General features: G+C 41.2%; 25 protein-coding genes. 11 read left to right on the forward strand and 14 right to left on the reverse strand.

Annotated features, from left to right (window positions below; translation table 11 throughout):
• Window positions 1–89 precede the first annotated feature (89 nt).
• The 13 genes from ptsP to GKR92_12445 all read right to left on the reverse strand — a co-directional run bounded on the left by ptsP (window position 90) and on the right by GKR92_12445 (window position 10,403).
• A complete protein-coding gene (ptsP, locus tag GKR92_12385; GenBank protein QMU62452.1) occupies window positions 90–1,820 on the reverse strand; it encodes a phosphoenolpyruvate--protein phosphotransferase in 1,731 nt (576 codons plus the stop codon).
• A gap of 19 nt (window positions 1,821–1,839) precedes the next feature.
• Window positions 1,840–2,109, reverse strand: a complete 270-nt coding sequence (locus GKR92_12390; GenBank protein ID QMU62453.1) for an HPr family phosphocarrier protein — start codon at window positions 2,107–2,109, stop codon at window positions 1,840–1,842.
• 31 nt (window positions 2,110–2,140) lie between these two features.
• Entirely contained in the window at window positions 2,141–2,542 is a 402-nt protein-coding gene (locus GKR92_12395) for a PTS fructose transporter subunit IIA (protein ID QMU62454.1), read from the reverse strand.
• Window positions 2,543–3,409 (reverse strand): RNase adapter RapZ, encoded by an 867-nt coding sequence (gene rapZ, locus GKR92_12400; GenBank protein QMU62455.1) that lies wholly within the window; start codon window positions 3,407–3,409, stop codon window positions 2,543–2,545. It lies immediately after the preceding gene.
• 20 nt (window positions 3,410–3,429) lie between these two features.
• Window positions 3,430–4,389: an HPr(Ser) kinase/phosphatase gene (gene hprK / locus GKR92_12405; GenBank protein ID QMU62456.1), complete on the reverse strand. Its 960-nt coding sequence runs from the start codon at window positions 4,387–4,389 to the stop codon at window positions 3,430–3,432.
• A 52-nt stretch (window positions 4,390–4,441) separates the two neighbouring features.
• Window positions 4,442–4,909, reverse strand: coding sequence for a PTS fructose transporter subunit IIA (locus GKR92_12410; protein QMU62457.1), 468 nt, complete (start codon window positions 4,907–4,909; stop codon window positions 4,442–4,444).
• Between the two features lie 60 nt (window positions 4,910–4,969).
• A complete protein-coding gene (gene raiA, locus GKR92_12415; protein QMU62458.1) occupies window positions 4,970–5,296 on the reverse strand; it encodes a ribosome-associated translation inhibitor RaiA in 327 nt (108 codons plus the stop codon).
• Window positions 5,297–5,357: 61 nt separating this feature from the next.
• Window positions 5,358–6,821, reverse strand: coding sequence for an RNA polymerase factor sigma-54 (locus tag GKR92_12420; GenBank protein ID QMU62459.1), 1,464 nt, complete (start codon window positions 6,819–6,821; stop codon window positions 5,358–5,360).
• 136 nt (window positions 6,822–6,957) lie between these two features.
• A complete protein-coding gene (gene lptB, locus GKR92_12425; GenBank protein ID QMU62460.1) occupies window positions 6,958–7,686 on the reverse strand; it encodes an LPS export ABC transporter ATP-binding protein in 729 nt (242 codons plus the stop codon).
• 45 nt (window positions 7,687–7,731) lie between these two features.
• Entirely contained in the window at window positions 7,732–8,256 is a 525-nt protein-coding gene (gene lptA / locus GKR92_12430) for a lipopolysaccharide transport periplasmic protein LptA (protein QMU62461.1), read from the reverse strand.
• Between the two features lie 17 nt (window positions 8,257–8,273).
• Entirely contained in the window at window positions 8,274–8,840 is a 567-nt protein-coding gene (gene lptC, locus GKR92_12435) for an LPS export ABC transporter periplasmic protein LptC (protein ID QMU62462.1), read from the reverse strand.
• A 54-nt stretch (window positions 8,841–8,894) separates the two neighbouring features.
• Window positions 8,895–9,440, reverse strand: coding sequence for an HAD-IIIA family hydrolase (locus GKR92_12440; GenBank protein ID QMU62463.1), 546 nt, complete (start codon window positions 9,438–9,440; stop codon window positions 8,895–8,897).
• A gap of 12 nt (window positions 9,441–9,452) precedes the next feature.
• Window positions 9,453–10,403, reverse strand: coding sequence for a calcium/sodium antiporter (locus GKR92_12445; GenBank protein ID QMU62464.1), 951 nt, complete (start codon window positions 10,401–10,403; stop codon window positions 9,453–9,455).
• Between the two features lie 173 nt (window positions 10,404–10,576).
• Here GKR92_12445 and GKR92_12450 point away from each other — a divergent pair, with 173 nt between their 5' ends.
• The 10 genes from GKR92_12450 to GKR92_12495 all read left to right on the forward strand — a co-directional run bounded on the left by GKR92_12450 (window position 10,577) and on the right by GKR92_12495 (window position 19,331).
• On the forward strand, window positions 10,577–11,374 hold the full coding sequence (locus GKR92_12450; GenBank protein ID QMU62465.1) for an ATP-binding cassette domain-containing protein: 798 nt from the start codon (window positions 10,577–10,579) through the stop codon (window positions 11,372–11,374).
• A 2-nt stretch (window positions 11,375–11,376) separates the two neighbouring features.
• Window positions 11,377–12,159: a lipid asymmetry maintenance ABC transporter permease subunit MlaE gene (mlaE, locus tag GKR92_12455; protein ID QMU62799.1), complete on the forward strand. Its 783-nt coding sequence runs from the start codon at window positions 11,377–11,379 to the stop codon at window positions 12,157–12,159.
• A gap of 39 nt (window positions 12,160–12,198) precedes the next feature.
• Window positions 12,199–12,660, forward strand: a complete 462-nt coding sequence (gene mlaD / locus GKR92_12460) for an outer membrane lipid asymmetry maintenance protein MlaD (GenBank protein ID QMU62466.1) — start codon at window positions 12,199–12,201, stop codon at window positions 12,658–12,660.
• Window positions 12,661–12,724: 64 nt separating this feature from the next.
• Window positions 12,725–13,402 (forward strand): hypothetical protein, encoded by a 678-nt coding sequence (locus GKR92_12465; GenBank protein ID QMU62467.1) that lies wholly within the window; start codon window positions 12,725–12,727, stop codon window positions 13,400–13,402.
• Between the two features lie 29 nt (window positions 13,403–13,431).
• Entirely contained in the window at window positions 13,432–13,737 is a 306-nt protein-coding gene (locus GKR92_12470) for an STAS domain-containing protein (protein ID QMU62468.1), read from the forward strand.
• A gap of 100 nt (window positions 13,738–13,837) precedes the next feature.
• Window positions 13,838–15,097, forward strand: coding sequence for a UDP-N-acetylglucosamine 1-carboxyvinyltransferase (murA, locus tag GKR92_12475; protein QMU62469.1), 1,260 nt, complete (start codon window positions 13,838–13,840; stop codon window positions 15,095–15,097).
• A 16-nt stretch (window positions 15,098–15,113) separates the two neighbouring features.
• Window positions 15,114–15,764, forward strand: coding sequence for an ATP phosphoribosyltransferase (locus GKR92_12480; GenBank protein QMU62470.1), 651 nt, complete (start codon window positions 15,114–15,116; stop codon window positions 15,762–15,764).
• Between the two features lie 63 nt (window positions 15,765–15,827).
• On the forward strand, window positions 15,828–16,907 hold the full coding sequence (locus GKR92_12485) for a 3-deoxy-7-phosphoheptulonate synthase (GenBank protein QMU62471.1): 1,080 nt from the start codon (window positions 15,828–15,830) through the stop codon (window positions 16,905–16,907).
• Window positions 16,908–16,928: 21 nt separating this feature from the next.
• Complete coding sequence (hisD, locus tag GKR92_12490) at window positions 16,929–18,227, forward strand: histidinol dehydrogenase (protein QMU62472.1); 1,299 nt, start codon at window positions 16,929–16,931, stop codon at window positions 18,225–18,227.
• A gap of 15 nt (window positions 18,228–18,242) precedes the next feature.
• Window positions 18,243–19,331 carry a histidinol-phosphate transaminase gene (locus GKR92_12495; protein ID QMU62473.1) on the forward strand — a complete coding sequence of 363 codons (1,089 nt, stop codon included), beginning with the start codon at window positions 18,243–18,245 and terminating at the stop codon, window positions 19,329–19,331.
• Between the two features lie 15 nt (window positions 19,332–19,346).
• On the opposite strand, the gene GKR92_12500 is transcribed toward GKR92_12495, so the two are convergent.
• The gene (locus GKR92_12500) at window positions 19,347–20,495 is read right to left on the reverse strand and encodes a trypsin-like serine protease (GenBank protein QMU62474.1); all 1,149 of its coding nucleotides are present in this window, start codon (window positions 20,493–20,495) and stop codon (window positions 19,347–19,349) included.
• A gap of 44 nt (window positions 20,496–20,539) precedes the next feature.
• Between GKR92_12500 and GKR92_12505 the strand changes: the two genes are divergently transcribed.
• Window positions 20,540–21,298 (forward strand): Nif3-like dinuclear metal center hexameric protein, encoded by a 759-nt coding sequence (locus tag GKR92_12505; protein QMU62475.1) that lies wholly within the window; start codon window positions 20,540–20,542, stop codon window positions 21,296–21,298.
• Window positions 21,299–21,312: the final 14 nt, after the last annotated feature.

The raw sequence follows: 21,312 nt of genomic DNA on the forward strand, positions 1-21,312 counted from the left end.
TTTTATTTTTATGCGCGTGGCAAGTGTAACTGCTCGCACGCAGCTTGCCAAAGAATAAACAGATCAAGAAAGGTGAGTAGTCTGACAGACTATTCGTTTAGGGCATCTACCATCGGGGCAATCTTGCTAGGCACGGTAGTGTTCAAGATTTTTTTCGTCTGTTTTTCAAGCTCTGAGATTTTACTTTTATTAATGATTTGTTTAATTTCTAGCAAAGTGGATGGATGCGCACTGAACTCTTCTAGACCTAGTCCTAACAGTAGGCGTGTATAACGCGGATCCCCAGCCATTTCGCCACACATAGCAACGGGTATGTCGGCTCGGCGACCCGCTTGCAATGTGGTGTTGATTAGCTTTAGAACCGAAGGGTGTAAAGGATCGTATAAATAGTTTACTTGGTCATCAATCCGGTCAATCGCTAAGGTATATTGAATTAAGTCGTTTGTACCTATCGATAAGAAGTCGAGTTGTTTAGCAAAAATATTGGCAGAGATGGCTGCTGCAGGTACTTCAATCATAGCGCCAACAAGAATTTCGGCATCAAAATCTTTATTTTCATCTTTTAATTCGTGTTTGGCTTGGTCTAAGAGAGATAAAGACTGCACAAGTTCTGTATCGCTAGTAATCATCGGCAACAAGATTCTTACCGGGCCGCTTGCAGAGGCGCGTAATATTGCACGCAGTTGTTGCTTAAATAGCTCGGTATCTTTTAATGATCTTCGTATCGCGCGCAATCCTAATGCAGGGTTTTGGGTTAATGGCCCTTGGAAGTTAGGATCAAATTCTTTATCGCCACCTAAATCTAATGTGCGAATGGTTAATGGTTTGCCCTTTAAGACACGAATTATTTTTCGATAGGCATTGAGTTGCTCGGATTCATCAGCAGGTGTTTCACGATCAATATATAAAAACTCGGTACGATAAAGGCCAACACCGTCTGCACCGGATTTTTTAAGCGCACTGACATCTTCCGCAAGTTCAATATTGGCTTGCAAGCTAATGCGTTTTCCGTCTTTGGTCTTAGCTGAAATGTTTTTAAGCGAACCAAGTTTGCGCTGAGCGTCTTTTTGTTCGCGTTGAATTTGTCGGAATTCTTTTATGGTATTTTCGTTAATGCCTGCGAGCACCAAACCGCTACTACCATCAAGCACCAACTGTTCTTCTCGTTGTAACAATGTGCGGGCACTTTGAATGCCCACTACTGCAGGAATGCCTAAACTTCTAGCCAAAATCGCAGTGTGCGAAAGAGGTCCGCCAAGCTCAGTTATGAAACCTGCAATGTTTTGATTTTGCATGACTACCGTATCTGCTGGGGTCAGATCATCTGCAACAATGATGCTGCCTTTGAGTGGCTGCAGTTTAATTTGCATGGTGAACTGCTGGTCTTTAAGGATTTGCTGGATCAAATTTATGACATGTTCAATATCATTAAGACGTGTACGCAAATAGTCATCTTCCATTTGCTCAAACACCGCTTCTAATTTATCGCGTTGTTGTTTCAGCGCCCATTCTGCATTACAGTGTTGTTCTTGAATGATCTCTATAGGGACTTTGCGTAGCATTGAGTCTTTGACCATCAATAGGTGAGAGTCGATAAAAGTAGCTACATCTTTAGGTGCGTCTTCAGGAATGGTGTCACGTATGCCACGAAGTTGATCAGCTGCATCATCAACAGCGTCCTGAAAGCGCTCTATTTCGGCATCAATTTCGTGTTCTTTTAGCTTGCGCTCAAAAACCTCTGGTGCGCCACGATTAAGCAAGTGCACATTGCCAATTGCAATGCCTCTTGATACGCCGATGCCAGATACGATTAGCGCCATAAATATTTAGTGGGTTACCTTATTCATCTTCATCGAAAAGATTCTTAAACAAGTTCTCTATCTCTGTCATAGCTTGTTGTTCGTCTTCGCCTGTGACGACTACATTTACAATGGTATGCTGACTGGCAGCTAACATCATTACACCCATTATACTTTTGCCGTTAATTTTTCTACTGCCTTTTTGTAAAGATATTTCACTAGCAAAATTTGATGCTAAGGCAACTACTTTTGCGGCAGCTCGCGCATGTAAGCCGAGTTTGTTTGCAACTGTCAATTCTTTACTTATCACAAAGCTTACCTATCTTTAATTTGTTCAGTGGTTAGTCATTCGCTTGGCAATCGATAATTCCGTCATGTGCACCGCTAAGTGCTTTATCGATAATGCCATCTAGTTTGAGTTGTGGATAATTAAGTGCTCGAATCAGCATGGGCAAATTCAGACCTGCGATCACGTGGACATTTATATCGGAGTCATGTTTTAGCTTATTGCAAATATTGCTTGGCGTAGAGCCAAAAATATCTGTAAGTACTAATACTCCATCCCCGTCATCCATTTTTTTACATATGCGCTGAGCTTCGAGTATCAATTTATCTGGATTACAGTTGTTTGATACAGATAGAGTTTCGCACTTTAGTGGTAGCTTGCCCAGCATGGTTTTAGCGGTAACAAGGAGCTCTTTGCCCACATTGCCGTGAGTAACGGTGAGAATTGAAACGCTCATCTAAGAGTCTAAATCTCGATGTCGTACAGAGACGTGGGTGTCATTAAAATTACTGAATCGATTGGATAAATACTCCGTGACGTGTACAGATCGATGGTGGCCACCTGTGCAACCAATGGAAACACTCAAATAGCTGCGGTTTTCCTTTGCAAACAAAGGTAGCCACGTTTTAATAAAATTCGAAATAGAATCGATCATTTGTTTAACTTCGTCATGTGATTGTAAATACTCAATGACTTCAGCGTCTTTGCCTGATAAATCGCGTAATGATTTTTCCCAATATGGATTGGGTAAGCAGCGCACATCGAATACATAATCTGAGTCTTTTGGTGCGCCATATTTAAACCCAAAGGACTGCAATAATATAGTCAGTTCAGATGAATCTTTTTTACATACTTGTTCAGTAATAATCGAGCGCAGCTCGCGCACATTCGTTGAAGTAGTGTCGATACGTAGATCAGCAAGTAATACTAGATCTTCGAGAATATGCTTTTCCATCTGGATAGCTTCAACCAAAGGCAAGCCATTTTTAGTTAATGGATGTTTGCGGCGTGTTTCACTGTAGCGCTTGATTAGCGTTTCCTCATTGGCTTCTAGATGTATTAGTTCTAAATCAATGCCGCGTTTTTTTATAGCGGCGACGATATCTGGGAAAGAAACTATATCTTTACTAGCGTTGCGCGCATCTACCCCAATAGCAATTTTTTCATAGTATAAGGAATCAGAACTAGTGGTTAAGTGTTCGATACATGTTAGCAACATGCTCAGCGGCATATTGTCTATGCAATAAAAATCATCATCTTCGAGTGTATTGATAGCGACAGATTTTCCTGAGCCGGATAGACCGCTAATAATTACTAATTTCACAATGATTATTTACGTGGCATTTATTGCATCGATTTTTTTTGACGTCCAATGAAATCTTCACTGGCATTGTAACCATTTTTTGCGAGCAAGTGGTTTCGAACCGCAGCTTCAACCAACACTGCTAAATTTCTACCGGGCGCTACAGGCAGAGAGATGGTGGGGGTGTCTACTCCAAGTATATTGGTTTTTCTTTCTGACAGTCTAAGCCGATCTTCTGTTTTTGGCACATCCATTTTTGGTGGAATTAGTTCGATAATAAGGCGTAGAAATTTATTCGATTTTATCGCGCTGTCACCATACATTTCACGAATATTGAGCACACCTAAGCCACGTACTTCAAGGAAGTTTTGTAATAATTCCGGGCAAGTGCCATTTACTGTTTCAGGAGCAATGCGTGCAAATTCAGGTGCATCATCAGCAATCAGTCGATGTCCACGGCTCACTAAATCTAGTGCAAGCTCGCTTTTACCCAAACCACTTTGACCCGTAATCAACACGCCGACACTAATGACTTCCATAAATACTCCATGCAGTATTTCTTTTTCTGCCAATGCTTGGGTTAAGTAGTGTCGTAACTGATCTATTAATTCATTGCTAGATAATGATGAGCAAATGATGGGCAAGTCATACTTTAGTGACTGTTCTCTAAACCCTTCTGGGGGGCTAAGCCCATCACTGATAAAAATTGCAGCTGATTTTCTTTGGAATAGTTGCGTAAGTAAGTTTTGTAATATGTTCTCATCCGCTTTGTTAAAAAACCTAAGCTCCGTCTCACCAAGGATTTGTGCTTGATTGGGGTGAATTAAATTAAAATAACCTACCAGACCAATTTCTGAAGATGAAAAAGATAAGCGAGTAAATCCAAGGCCGCTGTTTTTATTTCCTGACCACCAGTGAAGATCGAGGCTTTCTTGTTTGTTTGCAAACAGATCAATGGTTTTCAGCGCTACGCTGCTATCTTTTGTATTTGATGCTGCCATGTTGTGTAAACAGCTCTATTTGTATCGAAAACACGCACCTATTGCGCGTGAGTTAAGCGGCAAGATGCTTCGGGTCTTGAGTAAGAATTTGGTATAGCTCTCTTGCATTGCTAGATTTTTGAATCGAATTACGAAGTTGTTCATTGTCTAATAGTTCAGCCAGGCTCGCTAATAGCTCCAGATGGTCTTCATTAGCGTCTTCTGGTACTACTAAGCAGAATAAAAAGAATACTGGCTTGTCATCGCTAGCTTCGTATTCTACACCTTCTTCCAGCTTTAGCATGGTTACATAAATGTTCTCTAGCTCTTGCATACGACAATGAGGTATTGCAATGCCTTCTCCTAGGCCTGTGCTGCCAAGTTTTTCGCGTGCTAATAGAGCATCTAGCACTTTGTTTTTGTTAAGGCTATCGTCTTGATGCGCGAGTGTGTCGCTTAACACTTCAAGTGCTGCTTTTTTGCTAGTCGCTGAAGGAGAGAAAACAATCCCTTCTTCAGAGATAAAATCTTTGATTTGCATTATTGTAAAAAATTAAAATAAATTAATTTATTGCGTGTTTATTGCGTGTTTATTGCGTGTTTATTGCGTGTTTATTGCGTGGTGTTCAACGTCTCGTTGATGATGATCTTTGAGTTTTTCTTTGTGTTTAACGATTTGTCTATCTAGTTTGTCAACCAAGTTGTCGACTGCAGCATACATTCCTTCATTTGATGCATCTGCAAATATTTTATTGCCACTTACTAGTAGTGACGCTTCTGCATGATGCTCAAGTTTTTCTACAGTTAATACTACATGAATATTGATTACGTGATCAAAATGACGCGTGAGCTTTTCAAACTTTTTTTCAACATATTCTTTTAAAGATGATGTTACTTTTAGGTGTTGCCCCGTTATGTTTATTTGCATAATTACTCCTTCAATTATTCATGACAATAGTAGATCACAGTCGTCATAGGATTAAAACAAATTAAATAATTTGTCTTCTTTCGCTGGATGACGGTATTCCCATAGATTCCCTATATTTGGCGATTGTGCGACGTGCCACAGTGATGCCATTTTGTTCAAGTAATGTCGCTATTTTATTGTCACTTAGCGGTTTGCCTTGTACTTCTTGTTTAATCAATTTTTTGATCATGGCTCGAATTGCAGTAGCGGAACAAATTCCCCCATCATTTGTGTTGACATGGCTTGAGAAAAAGTATTTAAACTCGAAAACACCTCGTGCGCAGTCTAAGTACTTATTTGTGGTCACTCGGGAAATAGTAGACTCATGTAAATCTAGTTCCTCCGCAATATCTCGCAATACTAATGGTCGCATAGCTTCTTCACCATATTCAAAAAATGCTCTTTGGTGGCGCAATATAGAATTGGCTACTCGCATTAAAGTTTCATTACGGCTTTGTAGACTTTTAATAAACCAACGTGCTTCTTGTAGTTGGTTACGTAAATATTCTGTGTCATTACTTTTACTAGAATCTTTTATCAAACTTGAATATACGTCGTTAATACGTAACTTCGGTGCGCTCTCAGTGTTGAGTCGGACATGCCAAATACCGTCATGTTTAGATACATATACATCTGGCACAATATAATCTGACTTTGGTGTGTTAACTAAATCTCCGGGTCGTGGGTTGAGTGACTGAATTAAGCTAATGGCTTCTTCGAGTTCCTCTATTGGTAATTTAGTGATCTTTAAAAGTTGCTTGTGGTTTTTTGTGGCTACTAGGTCTAGATGTTTTGCAGCTAAAAGCTGGGCAGTATTAAGTGAGTCTGTGTCCTCGCTCATCTGTTGCAGCTGTATCTCTATACATTCTTGTAGGCTTCTAGAGCCAGATCCTATGGGGTCTAGACGTTGTACAAATTTCAGAACAGCCTCGACTTCATCTAACTCTATTTCTTCATAGTCTTTGCGAAGGTTTTCATAAATACTTTCTACTGACTCCTGTAGATAACCAGATTCATCAAATGAATCTATAAGTGTGATTGCAATCATATGATCTAGCTCAGTGAGTGAACTTAGTTCAAGTTGCCACAATAAATGCTCCTGTAATGAATCTTGATCGTCACCGCTTTGGTTTTCTAAAAAAGAGGAATAATCTTCAGTTTTTTGCGTTGATGGTGTTGTGGGTTGACTGGGTTCGTAATAGTCATCCCATTGACTATCAGTGGGTAACTCGTCAGGTAAGCTCTCATTTGTGCCTAGTTCTTTAGCATCGCTGACATCTTCTTTTGATGTTTGATCTTCAGGGGTTGTTGAGGTCTCCGGAGCTTGGTCATCTTCGGTCTCAAGCATGGGATTGGTTTCAAAGGCTTCTTGAATCTCAGCTTTCAGCTCCAATGAGGAGAGTTGCAGCAAGCGTATGGCTTGTTGCAATTGTGGGGTCATCGTTAACTGTTGACCTATCCGAAGTTGAAGCGAAGGTTTCAGCATAAATTTGATTATGGCACGGAAATTGCTTATTAAAAACTAAAAGAATCTACGGCTCATCGACTGAATACGACCCGTAGTAAGCTCTACGCCGTGTTATGCGAAGAAATTAGTGGAAGCTATTTAAGAGATAGCGGTATTAGCTAAGAGTAAAGTTTGAGCCGAGATAGACATCTTGCACTTCTTTGTTGTCCAATAAACTATTCGGTGTTCCTTTTGCGAGCATACGTCCTTCATTGAGTATATAGGCGTGGTTACAAATACCTAAGGTTTCGCGAACGTTGTGGTCTGTAATCAATAAGCCGATGTCTTTGTCGCGAAGTTCTTTTAATATACGTTGAATATCTTTTACTGAAATGGGATCTACCCCTGCAAAAGGTTCATCGAGTAATATAAATTTAGGTTGCATGGCAAGCGCTCGTGCAATCTCGGCGCGTCTTCTTTCGCCGCCAGACAAGCTTAAACCTTTATGGTCACGAATATGTTCAATTTGTAAATCAGAGAGTAATGCATTGCATTGCTCCTTACGTTGATTCTTTTTTAGTACGCCTCTTGCTTCTAGGCTAACCAGAATATTTTGTTCTACCGTCAATCCTCGAAATATGGATGCTTCCTGAGGTAGATAACCAATGCCTTGTTTGGCTCTAATGTGCATAGGTAGACGTGTAATGTCTTGCCCATCAAGCTTAATGTTTCCATCATTGCACTGTATTAGGCCCACTAACATATAAAAGCAGGTGGTTTTGCCTGCCCCATTGGGGCCAAGCAAGCCTACAATTTCGCCAGATTTAATTTCAAGCGAGACATTGTCGACCACTACGCGAGATTTAAATTGTTTGCGCAAGTTTTCTGCGCTCATGGTATTCATATAAATATATTAGTAGTAATGCCAGCTATTATTCGTTGATGTTTTTTATTGTTGAGTGTCTTCTTTAATGGTTTCTGGAAAAACAGTTATATTCACTCGATCATTGCCAGTTGAGCTGCCAGCGGTAACAATTTCTTTATCTGTATAGAATGTAATTTTGTCACTGGCAAAAGTATTCCCCGCTTCAGTTAGTTTTGCATTCGTGGTTAAAACAATTTTATTCCCTGTAATGCTGTAAACCATTTTTTCAGCTTCGGCATTTATCTTTCTTCCATCGTCGGTGGTTTGTTTGAAGGTGCTTAGTTTTCCTTCAGATATAATTTTCTGAACTTTTTTATTTGCCGTCTCAAGTATCACAATGTCACCCGTTAAGATAGTGCTGCCTTGAGTAATTTTTACATTACCACGGTAGGTGCTGATGCCTGTCGCATCATTAATTTCTGCCGAATCTGCCTGAATATTAATTGGCTTAGTGGAGTCGTCTGTCAGTGCTAGCGCATTGGAGACGTATATAGAATGTGCTAAGAAAATCGTTGCGACTTTAATAATTATTTTAAATTTGTTGTTCATATTTAACAATAATGTATTTAAGGATTATATTGACCTTTAACATTTTTATGAAGATGAAGCACCTTATCGTTTAAATTCATGGTCATGCCAAGGGCGGTTACTTGTTGAGAACCGCGAGTAGCCGTCACGGCCATATCTGTGGTCACCTGCTGCTTTTTTTGTGAAACCGTGAGCATCTCGGTATAGATGCTTAATGGGACTGGTTCAGCATTGGTACTTGGTTGTTCGATTTTCACATCACCGATTAAGGTAATCACATCATTGTCGTCATGTGTTTGGCCTTTTTCAGAAGTGGCATAAATTTTACTGCCATTTTCGTTATAAATCACAATATCTGGCGAAGTAAACTCACTTCTTTGCTGGTCATGATAGAGCCAATATTTAGGTGCCGATAATTCATACTGTGGTTGACCAGCAGGGGAGTTAATAATCATTTCAATATTTTCGAAGCTGACTGTGGGGGTGTTGATTGACGTTGAAGGAGAAACGATTTCTGTGTAACTGTCTCGCTGATTTAAAAACGATAAGGTGAGCGCTGCGCCCACTACAATTAAACAGAAAATCCAAACTAATCTATATGACATTTATTTATTCACCTACGTTAAATGTGAAAAATAGGGTACTTATTAGTGATGCTATTAGTCATGGCCTTTGTGTAGGTTATAGTTCAAAGCTTCTTCTAATAGACCTTGCGATTCCAGCAACAGTTCACAAATTTCGCGTACCGCACCATGGCCGCCTTTTGCGGAAGTTTCCCAATGCGCATGCTTTTTTACAAAATGATGCGCATTTGCCACAGCAATGGCCAAACCACAATGTGACATCACTTGTAAGTCAACAATATCATCCCCTGCAAAAGAGGTTTGTTCTGGGCTTAAGTTAAGTTTATTTAATAACTGCTGAAATGCCGAGTATTTATCAATACTACCTTGATAAACATGTTCAACATTTAGATCGCGCATGCGATGTTCCAGTGCTTTGGAACTGCGTCCGGTTATAACACCCACTTGTATTCCGTAATGTTGTAGTAAGCGTATGCCATGACCATCTAAAGTGCTAAAGGTTTTAATTTCTTCGCCCTGCGAATCAATATGGATATTTCCATTGGTAAAAACACCGTCGACATCAAACAAGGCTAAGCGAATGGACTTTGCGCGAACTAGAATATTTTGATCAGATTTCATATTAAAGTTTATCTATAGAGATTGGGTATAAATTAGATATATGTATGCTGCATATCCAGCAATAAATAGTAGTCCAAATCCTCGCGGAATGATTTTTTTACGTAAGAAAATCATCACCAGTAAAAATAATACTCCTGTGGCAATTAGCATAACAGGATAGTCGCGTGTATAAATTTTCTCAGGGAGATTATAAGATGTAATCAAGCTTGCAGTTGCAGTTACGCCAAGGGTGTTGAAAATATTCGACCCTACGATATTGCCGAGTGCGAGTTCACCATGCCTTTTCATCGCACTGGCCACGCAGGTCGCTAACTCGGGCAAACTAGTGCCGAATGCAACAATGGTAAGGCCAATAATTATGTCGCTTACACCTAGTTGTAATGCAACTTCTGTTGCACTCCATACTACTAATTTTGAGCTTGCTAAAAGAACCGCAAGGCCAATGAATAATCCTGTGACGATTTTTGGGAGAGCTAGGTTGACAGCGGGTAATGTTTCGTCTGCCGAGTTATCCGTTTGATCTTCAAAACGCGAGAGCAGATAAAGTATGAAAATTAATGCGATAGCTAATATAACGCCATCAACAAAACTTAATTGTTGGTCAAAAATTAGCAGGCTAAATAAAGCAGTTGCAGCCAGTAACAATAAGAAATTTTTTCGTATTAACTTTGCGTCAATTCTAATCGCTAATATACAAAGCGTTGCGCCTAGAACTAGCAGTATGTTGGTAATATTTGAACCAATCGCATTTCCAATTGCGAGGCCTGCATTTCCTTGCCATGCTGATAATGCAGATACCAAAAGTTCAGGTGCAGAGGTGCCAAAACCAAGGATGACAATACCTATTAAAATTTTTGAGATATTAAAATGCTTGCCCAGCAGTAGTGCATTATTTGCGAAAGTATTTGCACTCCACATTAGGAGTAAAAACCCTATTCCAAGAGCAGCAATAAAGATCAACATATGTACGCTTAGAGACTTGCTTGTTTAGTTAATTAATTGAATTGTTAGTAACTAGTGGGTGAGTACGTCGCCAAGCATACTATAAGCAGGTATGATGTTTGCCTGTTTTATGTGGTAATTACATAGAAAAATTGCACTCACTTCGTGCTGGCTATAAAAGAAGAATAAATATAGTGGAATCAATCGTACAAATCCGTGACCTGCATTTTACCCGCGGTACGCACAAAATTTTCAACGGCATCAGTTTAGATATTCGTGCTGGCCAAGTTACTGCATTTATGGGTCCAAGTGGAACAGGTAAAACCACTTTGCTAAAGCTCATTGGTGGCCAGTTACACCCTCAACAGGGAACTGTGCAGGTGTTTGGCGAAGATATTCATAATGTTGGTCAAAATACACTTTATGCGGTGCGTAAGCAGATGGGCATGCTGTTTCAAAGTGGCGCGTTGCTTACCGATTTAAACGTATTTGAAAATGTTGCGTTTCCATTGCGAGAACATACACAATTGCCAGAACAAATCATGCGTGATTTGGTGCTACTAAAATTAGAAGCAGTAGGTTTGCGCGGTGCGCGCAAGCTTATGCCCAGTCAATTATCGGGTGGTATGGCGAGGCGAGTGGCTTTGGCGCGTGCAATTGTTTTGGATCCTTCGATGATTATGTATGACGAGCCTTTTACTGGGTTAGATCCGATCACAAAAGGTACTATTGTGACGTTAATAAAAGAGTTGAATGAAAGCATGGGGCTTACCAGTGTCATCGTTTCGCATGATGTAGATGAGACGTTATCCATTGCTGATTATATTTATGTCATCTCCGAAGGTGAGATTGTGGAGTCCGGTACATCTGCTGATTTGTCCACCAGTTCATCAGAATGGATGCAACAGTTTTTGCAAGGGCTGCCGGATGGGCCTGTTCCATTTCATTATCCTTCCGATAATTTTAAAGAAGATTTACTAGTAGGTAGATAATGATAGCTGCAACCTTACAGAATATTGGTGGCTGGGCATTGGGTTTGTTTGAGAACCTGGGCCGCGCTTCTATCTTTTTTGCCAGAATAATTGCTGCAATTCCACACGCTTTGACGCGACCAAGATTGATCATCAAAGAAGTTTATTCCATAGGTGTTTTGTCTCTTACGATTATCGTCGTATCCGGTCTTTTTGTGGGCATGGTGCTGGGTTTGCAGGGTTATATAACCTTAGTGGACTTTGGGGCAGAAGAATCACTAGGAGTGGTGGTGGCGATGACCTTGGTGCGCGAACTGGGTCCTGTAGTAACCGCATTACTATTTGCTGGCCGAGCAGGTTCAGCATTAGCTGCTGAAATAGGATTAATGAAAGCAACGGAGCAACTCTCCAGTATGGAGATGATGGCTGTTGACCCGATTAAACGAATCATTACACCGCGTTTTATCGGTGGTTTTATTTCAGTACCATTGCTTACCGCGATTTTCACTGCAGTGGGTATATTGGGCGGCAGATTTGTCGGTGTAGGTTTGCTAGGAATTGATGAGGGCTCTTATTGGTCACAGATGCAAGCCAATGTAGACCTCGTTGATGATGTAGCGAATGGCATGATTAAGGGCGTAGTGTTTGCTATTGCTTGTGTTTGGATTGCTTTATATAAGGGTTATGATGCAATGCCAACCGCAGAAGGAATTAGTTTAGCCACTACGCACACGGTAGTAAATTCGGCACTTGCTGTGCTGGGTTTAGACTTTATTTTAACAGCGTTAATGTTTGGAAATTTGTAGAGCTTATTTAACGTGATAAGAAAAAATTAGGTAAATGAAATTATGACAACGCGTTTTATCGAAACCATGGTGGGGCTTTTTGTAGTGCTCGGGTTTTTAGCTTTCTTTATGTTGGCGATGAAAGTTAGTAATTTAAGTAGGCTAACTAGCAAAGACGGTTACGAAGTGTCGGCCTATTTTGAAAATATTGGTGGTTTGAAAGTACGTTCACCGGTAACGGTATCGGGTGTGCGCGTAGGTCAGGTAATTGAAATCGTCTACGATTCAAATCGATACGAGGCTAAGGTAGTGATGCGTCTTGAAGCAGCACATGATTATTTCCCAATTGATACCACTGCGAGCATTTACACTGCGGGCTTGCTAGGTGAGCAGTATGTAGCGTTGGAGCCTGGTGCGGAAGAGGATGTGCTGGTCACTGGCGACAATATAGAATTTACTCAATCGGCCCTGGTATTAGAGGAGATAATTGGCAAAATTGTTGTCAAACTTACATCAGGGTAGCTAAAAATGTATAAGTCATTGATTTTTAATATATAACCATCCTAATTTAGGGGAACTCATTGTGATGAAGAATAGGCTAATAAACCGCAAGCATCTATCTCAAATATTTATTCAAGTTTCGGTAACCACGCTCGCTGTGTTAGCAATGCTAGTGAGCAGCATCGCCTTGGCTATCGATGACCGTAAGCCAGAGCAAATTGTTGAAGAAACTTCAACAAACATTCTTAAGACAATTAATGATGAGAATGAGCGTTTGCGCGAAGATCCAACTTTAATCAATCAACTGATTAATGACACCGTGATACCCATCATCGATTTAGATTCGATGGGTAAATTGATCTTGGGAAAATATTGGAAAAAAGCGAGTGCAGAACAACGAACAAGTTTCGTTGCTGAATTTAAAGACATGCTAATTCGCACTTATGCAAAGTCTTTGGTTGATTATGGGCATGCAAAAGTGAATGTGCTTCCTGCGCGCGATAAAGAAGAAGGAAAGTATTATACCGTGCAATCCGAACTTGATGTAGGCTCCGGTAGGCCAGCTTTACAAGTTGCCTATATATTTCGTAAGAATAAGCAAACTGAGTGGAAGGTGTTTGACTTGGCGGTTGATGGTCTTAGTTTGGTAAAGAATTTTCGTACCAGTTTCAATCAAGAGATCAGAGAGACTTCTTTGGATGCATTGATTGCGCGTTTAGCCAATACAAATAATTCTGGTGCAATAGACGAAGTGGCAGAGTAACTTTAGTGTCAATATCAGTTTAATTACACGTGTCAGATTTTAAATATATAGAGCCAGGTCGTTTTACCGTTACAGGCGACCTAACTTTTGCGAGTGTTCCTGAAGTTTGGAAACAGGCGCGAAAATCATTGTTAGAAGTGTTCGAAGATAGTTTAGAAATAGATATCGGTGCGGCAAAGAAATTTGATAGTGGTGGTTTAGCGCTAATGGTTGCCTGGTCGCGTTGGGCGCATTGTAATAACAAAGATCTTGTATTTAGGAATGCAACTGAGAAGACTCAAAAGCTGGTTGAGATAAACAAGCTTCAGGATGTGCTTAATATCCACATCAGCTAAGTAAAAAGTCAACACTTAGCTAGCAACTAGCAGATGGGTTCGTTAAGATCCCTACCTTCTCAATCGTACATCTCTTAACTTAATCTCCTCATCGTAACGTATGGAAAAATTATTAATTGAAGGCGGCAAGCCTTTGCTGGGTGATGTACGGATCTCAGGCGCAAAAAATGCAGTGCTACCCATCTTGGCTGCAACTTTGTTGGCCGAAGGTCCCATGCAAATTGCCAACGTGCCACACTTGCAGGACGTTACTACTACCATGGAATTGCTCGGTCGCATGGGAGTTTCACTTACCATCGATGAGTATATGAATATTGAAACGGATACCAGCACGATTCAGGAATTTTTTGCACATTACGATGTGGTTAAAACCATGCGTGCATCGATATTGGTATTAGGCCCATTACTCGCACGTTTTGGTCATGCAGAAGTATCGTTACCAGGTGGTTGTGCGATTGGTTCTCGTCCAGTGAATATGCATTTGCGTGGTTTGGAATCCATGGGCGCAAATATAGAGGTCAAGGCGGGTTATATCCATGCAAGCGCCAAGCGCTTAAAAGGTGCGCACTTGGTTATGGATATGGTTACGGTAACCGGTACGGAAAATTTAATGATGGCGGCAACGCTAGCAGATGGTACCAGCATAATCGAAAATGCGGCGCGCGAGCCTGAAGTCACCGATTTAGCCGATTGTTTAATTGCTATGGGCGCTATTATTGAAGGCGCTGGCACCGATACCATCACTATTCATGGCGTGAAGGAGTTAAAAGGTTGTCACTATAGTGTGTTGGCAGACCGTATTGAGACAGGGACTTTTTTAGTCGCTGCAGCCATAACCGGCGGACACGTAAAATTAAAAGATACACAACCAAAAATTTTAGAATCGGTATTACAGAAACTCGATAAAGCAGGCGCCACAATTAGCAGCGGGCATGACTGGATTGACATTGATATGCGAGGGCGTCGTCCAAAGAGTATTAATTTACGCACCGCACCCTATCCTGCATTTCCAACCGATATGCAGGCGCAGTTCACCGCACTAAATTGTATTGCGGAAGGTTCTTGCGCGATTACCGAGTCTGTTTTTGAAAACCGTTTTATGCACGTGCAAGAAATGCAACGCATGGGTGCAAACATTAAGGTAGAAGGCAATACAGCAATTGTAACGGGAGTAGATAAATTAATTGCTGCACCGGTTATGGCAACCGATCTTCGTGCGTCAGCAAGTTTAATTTTGGCAGGCTTGGTAGCGGAAGGGCAAACCATTGTCGATCGCATTTATCACATCGACCGTGGGTACGAATGCATTGAAGAGAAGTTAGCGCAGCTGGGCGCAAATATTCGTCGCGTACCTCATTAAATAAAAATTTTCATTCATGTCTGCACAAGCAAACAAACAGTTTACCACTATAGCCTTATCCAAAGGACGCATCTTTGATGAGTGTCGCGAGCTGTTGGAAAAAATCGGCATCACGGTTGCGCAAAAAGAATTAGATGGACGCAAATTGGTGTTGCCCACCAATAAACCAGATGTTCGTTTATTAATTATTCGTGCAACGGATGTACCGACCTATGTGCAATACGGCGCGGCAGAATTAGGTGTGGTCGGCAAAGATACCTTAATGGAATTTAGTGGAGACGGAATTTATGAACCGCTGGATCTAGGCATTGCAAAGTGTCAATTGATGGCGGCAGGAGTTGAAGGCAAGAGTGCTGGAAACCGTCGTATGCGGGTGGCCACGAAATATTTACAAAGCACGCGTCGTTACTTTGCTTCTAAAGGTCAGCAAGTAGAATTGATAAAGCTTTATGGTTCGATGGAACTCGCGCCATTATTGGGCTTGGCGGATTGTATCGTTGACCTGGTTGCAACCGGCAGCACACTAAAAGCAAATGGATTGGTGGCTACCGAGCATATTGCCGATATCAGTTCGCGTCTGATTGTTAACAAGGCAGCAATGAAGATAAAATCTGCTACACTTAAACCTTTAATTGAAGAATTCAGGCTAGCTGTCGAGAAACCATAGTATTTCCAAGAGAATATTCTCATAGAAATTCCAAGAAATTTATAAAGGTCAGGAAAGATCATCATGCAACATCAAACGGACGATCTCAGAATAGTAGAAACTAAAGAGGTTATTGCACCTTCTGAGATACGCCAAGAAATTCCCGTAAGTGAAAAATCTGCTCAGTGCGTTTTAACTGCGCGTAGTGCTGCGCAAAAAATCTTACATGGCGAAGATGATCGTTTACTAGTTATTGTCGGTCCGTGTTCGATTCATGATGCAGATGCTGCACGTGAATATGCAGGTCGTTTAACAAAAGTACGTGACGAGATAGCAGGTGACTTGATGATCGTCATGCGCGTGTATTTTGAAAAGCCGCGCACTACAGTGGGCTGGAAGGGTTTAATTAATGATCCTAATTTAGATGATAGTTTTGAGATTAATAAAGGTTTGCGTGTTGCACGAAAGTTGTTACTTGATCTTAATGAATCAGGAATGCCTGCAGGTACAGAATATTTAGACTTAATTAGCCCACAATATGTTGCCGATTTGGTGAGTTGGGGTGCAATTGGAGCGCGAACAACTGAAAGCCAAGTACATCGAGAATTATCATCTGGCTTGTCATGCCCGGTTGGATTTAAAAATGCGACTGATGGTGGTTTGCAGGTTGCAGTTGATGCTATTGGTTCGGCAATGAATCCGCACCACTTTTTGTCGGTTACTAAAGAAGGTAAATCTGCAATTTTTTCAACTGCTGGCAACAAAGATTGCCATATCATTCTGCGTGGTGGAAATGATCAGCCTAACTATAGTCCAGAAAGCATCAATGAAGCATCAGCTTTACTAGAAAAGTCGGGTTTAGCGGCTCGTATTATGGTGGATCTTAGTCACGCAAACAGTTTGAAGCAGCACGATAAGCAAATAGAAGTAGGTGATTCCATTTCTCAGCAGCTCAGTGCTGGAGATATGCGTATTTTTGGTTTGATGATCGAAAGTCATTTGATTGCGGGTCGTCAAAACGCAAAACCCGGACAAGAGCTCGTCTACGGTCAAAGTATTACCGACGCTTGCTTAGGTTGGGAAGATACGGAAACCTTACTACATACTCTTGCCAGCGCAGTTCGCGAACGACGACATTCTAAGTCAGCGGCAAGCGCGGCCTAACTCCTTTTAGTTTAAAAAAACATGTTGGATATACGTCGTCTTTCTTCTCAAGACGCAGATTTCTCTGTGCACTTTAATAATTTGCTACAACAAAATCAGTCGGCAGAGAATGATGTGCGTCATACCGTAGAATCTATTATTAAAGACATTCGTGAGAATGGCGATAATGCATTACTGGCTTATACTAAAAAATTTGATCATGTCAGTGCTGCGCAAGTTTCTGAATTAGAAATTTCTAAGCAGCAGATGCAAGAGGCGCTAACAAAAATAAGCGCTGAACAATCCCAGGCATTAGTGGCAGCCGCTAAACGGATTCGTGATTATGCTGAGAAACAAAGCCTTCAATCATGGTCAACTAAAGATGATGATGGCAATGAAGTTGGCCAAGTGGTTACTGCGCTAGAAAGAGTGGGTGTCTATGTGCCGGGTGGTAAAGCAGCTTATCCATCTTCTGTATTGATGAATGTCATTCCTGCAAAAGTGGCAGGTGTAGACTCAATAATTATGGTGGTTCCCACGCCAAGTGGTGAGATAAACAGCATGGTTATGGCTGCTGCATCGATTGCGGGTGTTGATAGAGTGTTTACGATTGGCGGTGCTCAGGCAGTTGCAGCACTTGCTTATGGTACAGAAACGATTCCCCAAGTTGATAAAATAGTTGGGCCAGGAAATGCTTATGTTGCCAGTGCGAAACAACAGGTGTTTGGAAAGGTCGGAATAGATATGATTGCTGGGCCATCCGAGGTATTAGTGATATGTGATAGCAGTGCGAATCCAGAATGGGTGGCAATGGATTTATTTTCACAGGCTGAGCATGATGCCAATGCGCGTGCAATTTTAATCAGTAATGATGTGAAATTTTTTGATCAAGTTCAACAGCAAATGGAACTGTTGTTAAAAGATCTTGACCACACAGAAATTATTATTGACTCTATAAATAACTTTGGGGCATTTATACAGGTTAGTGGGTTAGATGAAGCTGCAGAGCTTTCAAATCAAATTGCCCCAGAACATCTGGAGTTGTGTGTTGCTAATCCTGAAGAATTGTTGAAAAAAATTCGTAATGCAGGAGCTATTTTCTTGGGACATTATTCTCCTGAGGTGTTTGGAGACTATTGTGCAGGACCTAATCACGTATTGCCCACTGCAGGTACGGCGAGATTTTCTTCGCCGCTGGGTGTGTATGATTTCCAAAAACGCACCAGCGTTGTGAATTGTTCTAAACAAGGTGCAAATAAATTAAGTTCGATAGCGTCTACATTAGCGCATGGCGAAGGTTTGACGGCGCACGCTAGATCAGCAGACTTTAGACGTAAATAGTTAAAAATTTTACCGATGAATGTCACGCCAAAAAATATACTGCGCGCTGAGCTTGCCAATATGCAGGCTTATCATGTGGCGGATTCTAGTGGTCTGATTAAATTAGACGCAATGGAAAACCCATATATCTACCCTGCGACGTTAAAGGAACAATGGCTCACAGAATTGAAACAGGTCGATTTAAACCGTTATCCAAATCCACACGCATCTGAACTTAAGAAAACTTTACAACAAGCATTTTCACTTTCACCAAAACTTGAATTAATATTTGGAAATGGCTCTGACGAGCTGATCCAATTATTAGTGATGGCGATCGCAAAGCCAAACGCAAGCATTCTTACAGTTACACCAAGTTTTTCTATGTATAAGCTGATTGCTGAATATATTGGAGTGAATGTTGTAGAAGTGCCATTGCAGCAAGATAGCTTTGCGTTACAAATAGATTTGCTTGAAAAGGCAATGCAAGAACATCAGCCAGCAATTATATTTTTGGCTTGCCCAAACAATCCTACCGGTACACTTTGGCCGCAAGATCAGGTTGAAAATATTATCAAGCAGGCGACGGGCTTAGTGGTAATTGATGAAGCTTATTCGCCGTTTGCTGCCTATTCAATGATGTCATTGGTGGAACGTTACCCTCATGCATTAATGATGCGTACAGTTTCAAAAATGGGCTTAGCGGGATTACGCTTAGGTTGGATGTTGGGCGAAGGGCGGTGGGTGAATGAGCTAGATAAAATGCGCTTGCCGTACAACATCAATGTTTTGACACAAGTAAGCACAAATTTTGCATTGCGGAATATCGCTGTTTTTAATCAGCAGGCTGAGCAGATTTGTCAACAGCGAGAAGTTTTGTCAAATGCGTTGCAAGTAATGGAAAATATAGAAGTATTTCCAAGTGAAGCAAACTTTATTCTGTTTAGAGTTTTGAGCGGCACTGCAGATAGGGTCTATCAGCACCTGCTAGATAATAAAATAATTATTAAAAATGTTTCTAGTGGTTCCTTTGGTAACGATTTATTAGAAAATTGTTTGCGGGTAACGGTTGGAACAGAGAAGGAAAACCAAGCTTTTATAAATGTACTAAGCTCTGCGTTTTCATAATAATTTACTATTTGTTTATCTGTAAATAGGGCGTTGCCCAATCTTAGCTTGAACTTCAAATATTTTGCCACGGCGTAATCCGCTTATTGTGACTTCAGAGCTGGGTTTGCTGCTGGCAATTTCATTTTGAATAGTTTTTGCATCACGAATAGCTTTGTCGTTAAAACTTAAAATAATGTCTCCAGGCCGGATGCCAAATTTATAAGCTGGGCTTTGTCTCACCACGCCTGCAACTAAAACGCCGGTGCGATCAATCAGTCCAAATGATTCTGCAAGTTGTGGAGAGAGATTTTGCAGCTCTAAACCTAGCCAGCCACGAATAACCCGACCGTGTTCAATAATTTGCGACATTACATCGCTGGCTAAGCCAATGGGAATGGCAAAGCCAATTCCTTGTGAGCCACCAGACTTAGAAAAGATTGCGGTATTGATACCGACCAACTCTCCGTAAGCATTAATTAATGCACCGCCAGAATTACCTGGGTTGATTGCAGCATCCGTTTGAATAAAGTTTTCAAATGTATTGATGCCTAAGCGGTCCCTGCCTGTGGCACTGATAATTCCTTGGGTAACCGTTTGGCCGAATCCAAATGGATTGCCTATAGCGAGTACCACGTCGCCAACTTCTAATTTAGTGGTGTCACTAATGACAATGCCAGGTAAGTTTTCTACGCCAATAGTGAGTACGGCTAAATCGGTTTCCGGATCGGCGCCTAACACGTTTGCAGAGACGGTATTGCCATCTGCTAGAAATACTTCTATTTCATCTGCATTTTCAATGACGTGATAATTGGTAAGCACATAACCCTGTGAGTTCATGATCACACCTGAACCCAAACTTGTTTGTGTGCGTTCTCGCGATCGATTCTGATCACCAAAAAAACGACGGATAGTAGGGTTATCAAGAAGTGGGCTGGGATTTGTAACCACTTGTTTGCTTGTATAAATATTTACAACGGCCGGGCTGGCGCGACGTACTGCTTCTGCATAAGAAACAGGTCCTGTGCCGATATTAGTAGGACGATCAGAGTCATCTTGTAGAAACTCTACAACCGGGCGCTTATCAATGATGTAGTCAGGCAAGAAAATCAGCAGTAACACAGCTGCGAGCACGCCAACTGCCGCGGCTTGCAATACGAATAGCAACAGCTTGCGAATCTTCATCAGTACGTTAACCTAGTCACTACTAGATAATTTTCGTGTTTATTATGGTGTTGTTAGAAGAGCTTACAGAATACATAAATACTTTTTTACAGATAGATCGATTTAAAGATTATTGCCCAAACGGGTTACAAATTGAAGGTAGGAGTGAAGTACATAGTGTAGTCACAGGTGTTACAGCAAGCCAGGCTTTAATTGATCTCGCTTGTGAAAAAAATGCCGATGCTATTTTGGTTCATCATGGTTATTTTTGGAGAAATGAGGATGCTCGTATTGTTGGTATAAAGCGCAAACGTATCGCGACGTTACTGCAAAATAATATCAGTTTACTAGCTTACCATTTACCATTAGATGTCCACCCACAGCTAGGAAATAATGCGCAATTAGGGCGATTATTAGGCATTCAAATTGATGGTGATTTGTGCAGCAGTGCTAATAAGGTGTGTGGAAGTTATGGGCATTTGAAATCACCAACCAAAGCAGAAGTATTTAAAAATTCGATGGATTCGTTGCTACAGCGGGAAAGTACACATATCCATGCTGGGTCGTCCGATATAACCACAATTGGTTGGTGTACAGGTGCTGGTCAAAATTTCATTGATGTAGCCGTGCGCCAGAATTTAGACGCATATATTAGTGGTGAAATTTCTGAGGCAACTACGCATCTAGCGCGCGAGGCTGGCATACACTATTTTGCTGCGGGACACCACGCAACGGAGCGATATGGTGTACAAGCGTTGGCGGATCATTTGTCTAAACAATTTGGGATAGAGCATGAATTTGTAGACGTGGATAACCCCGCGTAATCAAAGCATTTTTC

It is taken from the genome of Gammaproteobacteria bacterium, assembly GCA_014075255.1.
Lineage (GTDB): Bacteria > Pseudomonadota > Gammaproteobacteria > UBA4575 > UBA4575 > JABDMD01.

Excerpts from the sequence above, each read along its gene's own strand:
- ptsP (QMU62452.1), bottom strand. The coding sequence starts at position 1,820 with ATGGCGCTAATCGTATCTGGCATCGGCGTATCAAGAGGCATTGCAATT.
- GKR92_12395 (QMU62454.1), bottom strand. The coding sequence starts at position 2,542 with ATGAGCGTTTCAATTCTCACCGTTACTCACGGCAATGTGGGCAAAGAG.
- hprK (QMU62456.1), bottom strand. The coding sequence starts at position 4,389 with ATGGCAGCATCAAATACAAAAGATAGCAGCGTAGCGCTGAAAACCATT.
- GKR92_12410 (QMU62457.1), bottom strand. The coding sequence starts at position 4,909 with ATGCAAATCAAAGATTTTATCTCTGAAGAAGGGATTGTTTTCTCTCCT.
- raiA (QMU62458.1), bottom strand. The coding sequence starts at position 5,296 with ATGCAAATAAACATAACGGGGCAACACCTAAAAGTAACATCATCTTTA.
- GKR92_12420 (QMU62459.1), bottom strand. The coding sequence starts at position 6,821 with ATGCTGAAACCTTCGCTTCAACTTCGGATAGGTCAACAGTTAACGATG.
- lptB (QMU62460.1), bottom strand. The coding sequence starts at position 7,686 with ATGAATACCATGAGCGCAGAAAACTTGCGCAAACAATTTAAATCTCGC.
- lptA (QMU62461.1), bottom strand. The coding sequence starts at position 8,256 with ATGAACAACAAATTTAAAATAATTATTAAAGTCGCAACGATTTTCTTA.
- lptC (QMU62462.1), bottom strand. The coding sequence starts at position 8,840 with ATGTCATATAGATTAGTTTGGATTTTCTGTTTAATTGTAGTGGGCGCA.
- GKR92_12440 (QMU62463.1), bottom strand. The coding sequence starts at position 9,440 with ATGAAATCTGATCAAAATATTCTAGTTCGCGCAAAGTCCATTCGCTTA.
- GKR92_12445 (QMU62464.1), bottom strand. The coding sequence starts at position 10,403 with ATGTTGATCTTTATTGCTGCTCTTGGAATAGGGTTTTTACTCCTAATG.
- GKR92_12465 (QMU62467.1), top strand. The coding sequence starts at position 12,725 with ATGAAGAATAGGCTAATAAACCGCAAGCATCTATCTCAAATATTTATT.
- murA (QMU62469.1), top strand. The coding sequence starts at position 13,838 with ATGGAAAAATTATTAATTGAAGGCGGCAAGCCTTTGCTGGGTGATGTA.
- GKR92_12480 (QMU62470.1), top strand. The coding sequence starts at position 15,114 with ATGTCTGCACAAGCAAACAAACAGTTTACCACTATAGCCTTATCCAAA.
- GKR92_12485 (QMU62471.1), top strand. The coding sequence starts at position 15,828 with ATGCAACATCAAACGGACGATCTCAGAATAGTAGAAACTAAAGAGGTT.
- hisD (QMU62472.1), top strand. The coding sequence starts at position 16,929 with ATGTTGGATATACGTCGTCTTTCTTCTCAAGACGCAGATTTCTCTGTG.
- GKR92_12495 (QMU62473.1), top strand. The coding sequence starts at position 18,243 with ATGAATGTCACGCCAAAAAATATACTGCGCGCTGAGCTTGCCAATATG.
- GKR92_12500 (QMU62474.1), bottom strand. The coding sequence starts at position 20,495 with ATGAAGATTCGCAAGCTGTTGCTATTCGTATTGCAAGCCGCGGCAGTT.
- GKR92_12505 (QMU62475.1), top strand. The coding sequence starts at position 20,540 with ATGGTGTTGTTAGAAGAGCTTACAGAATACATAAATACTTTTTTACAG.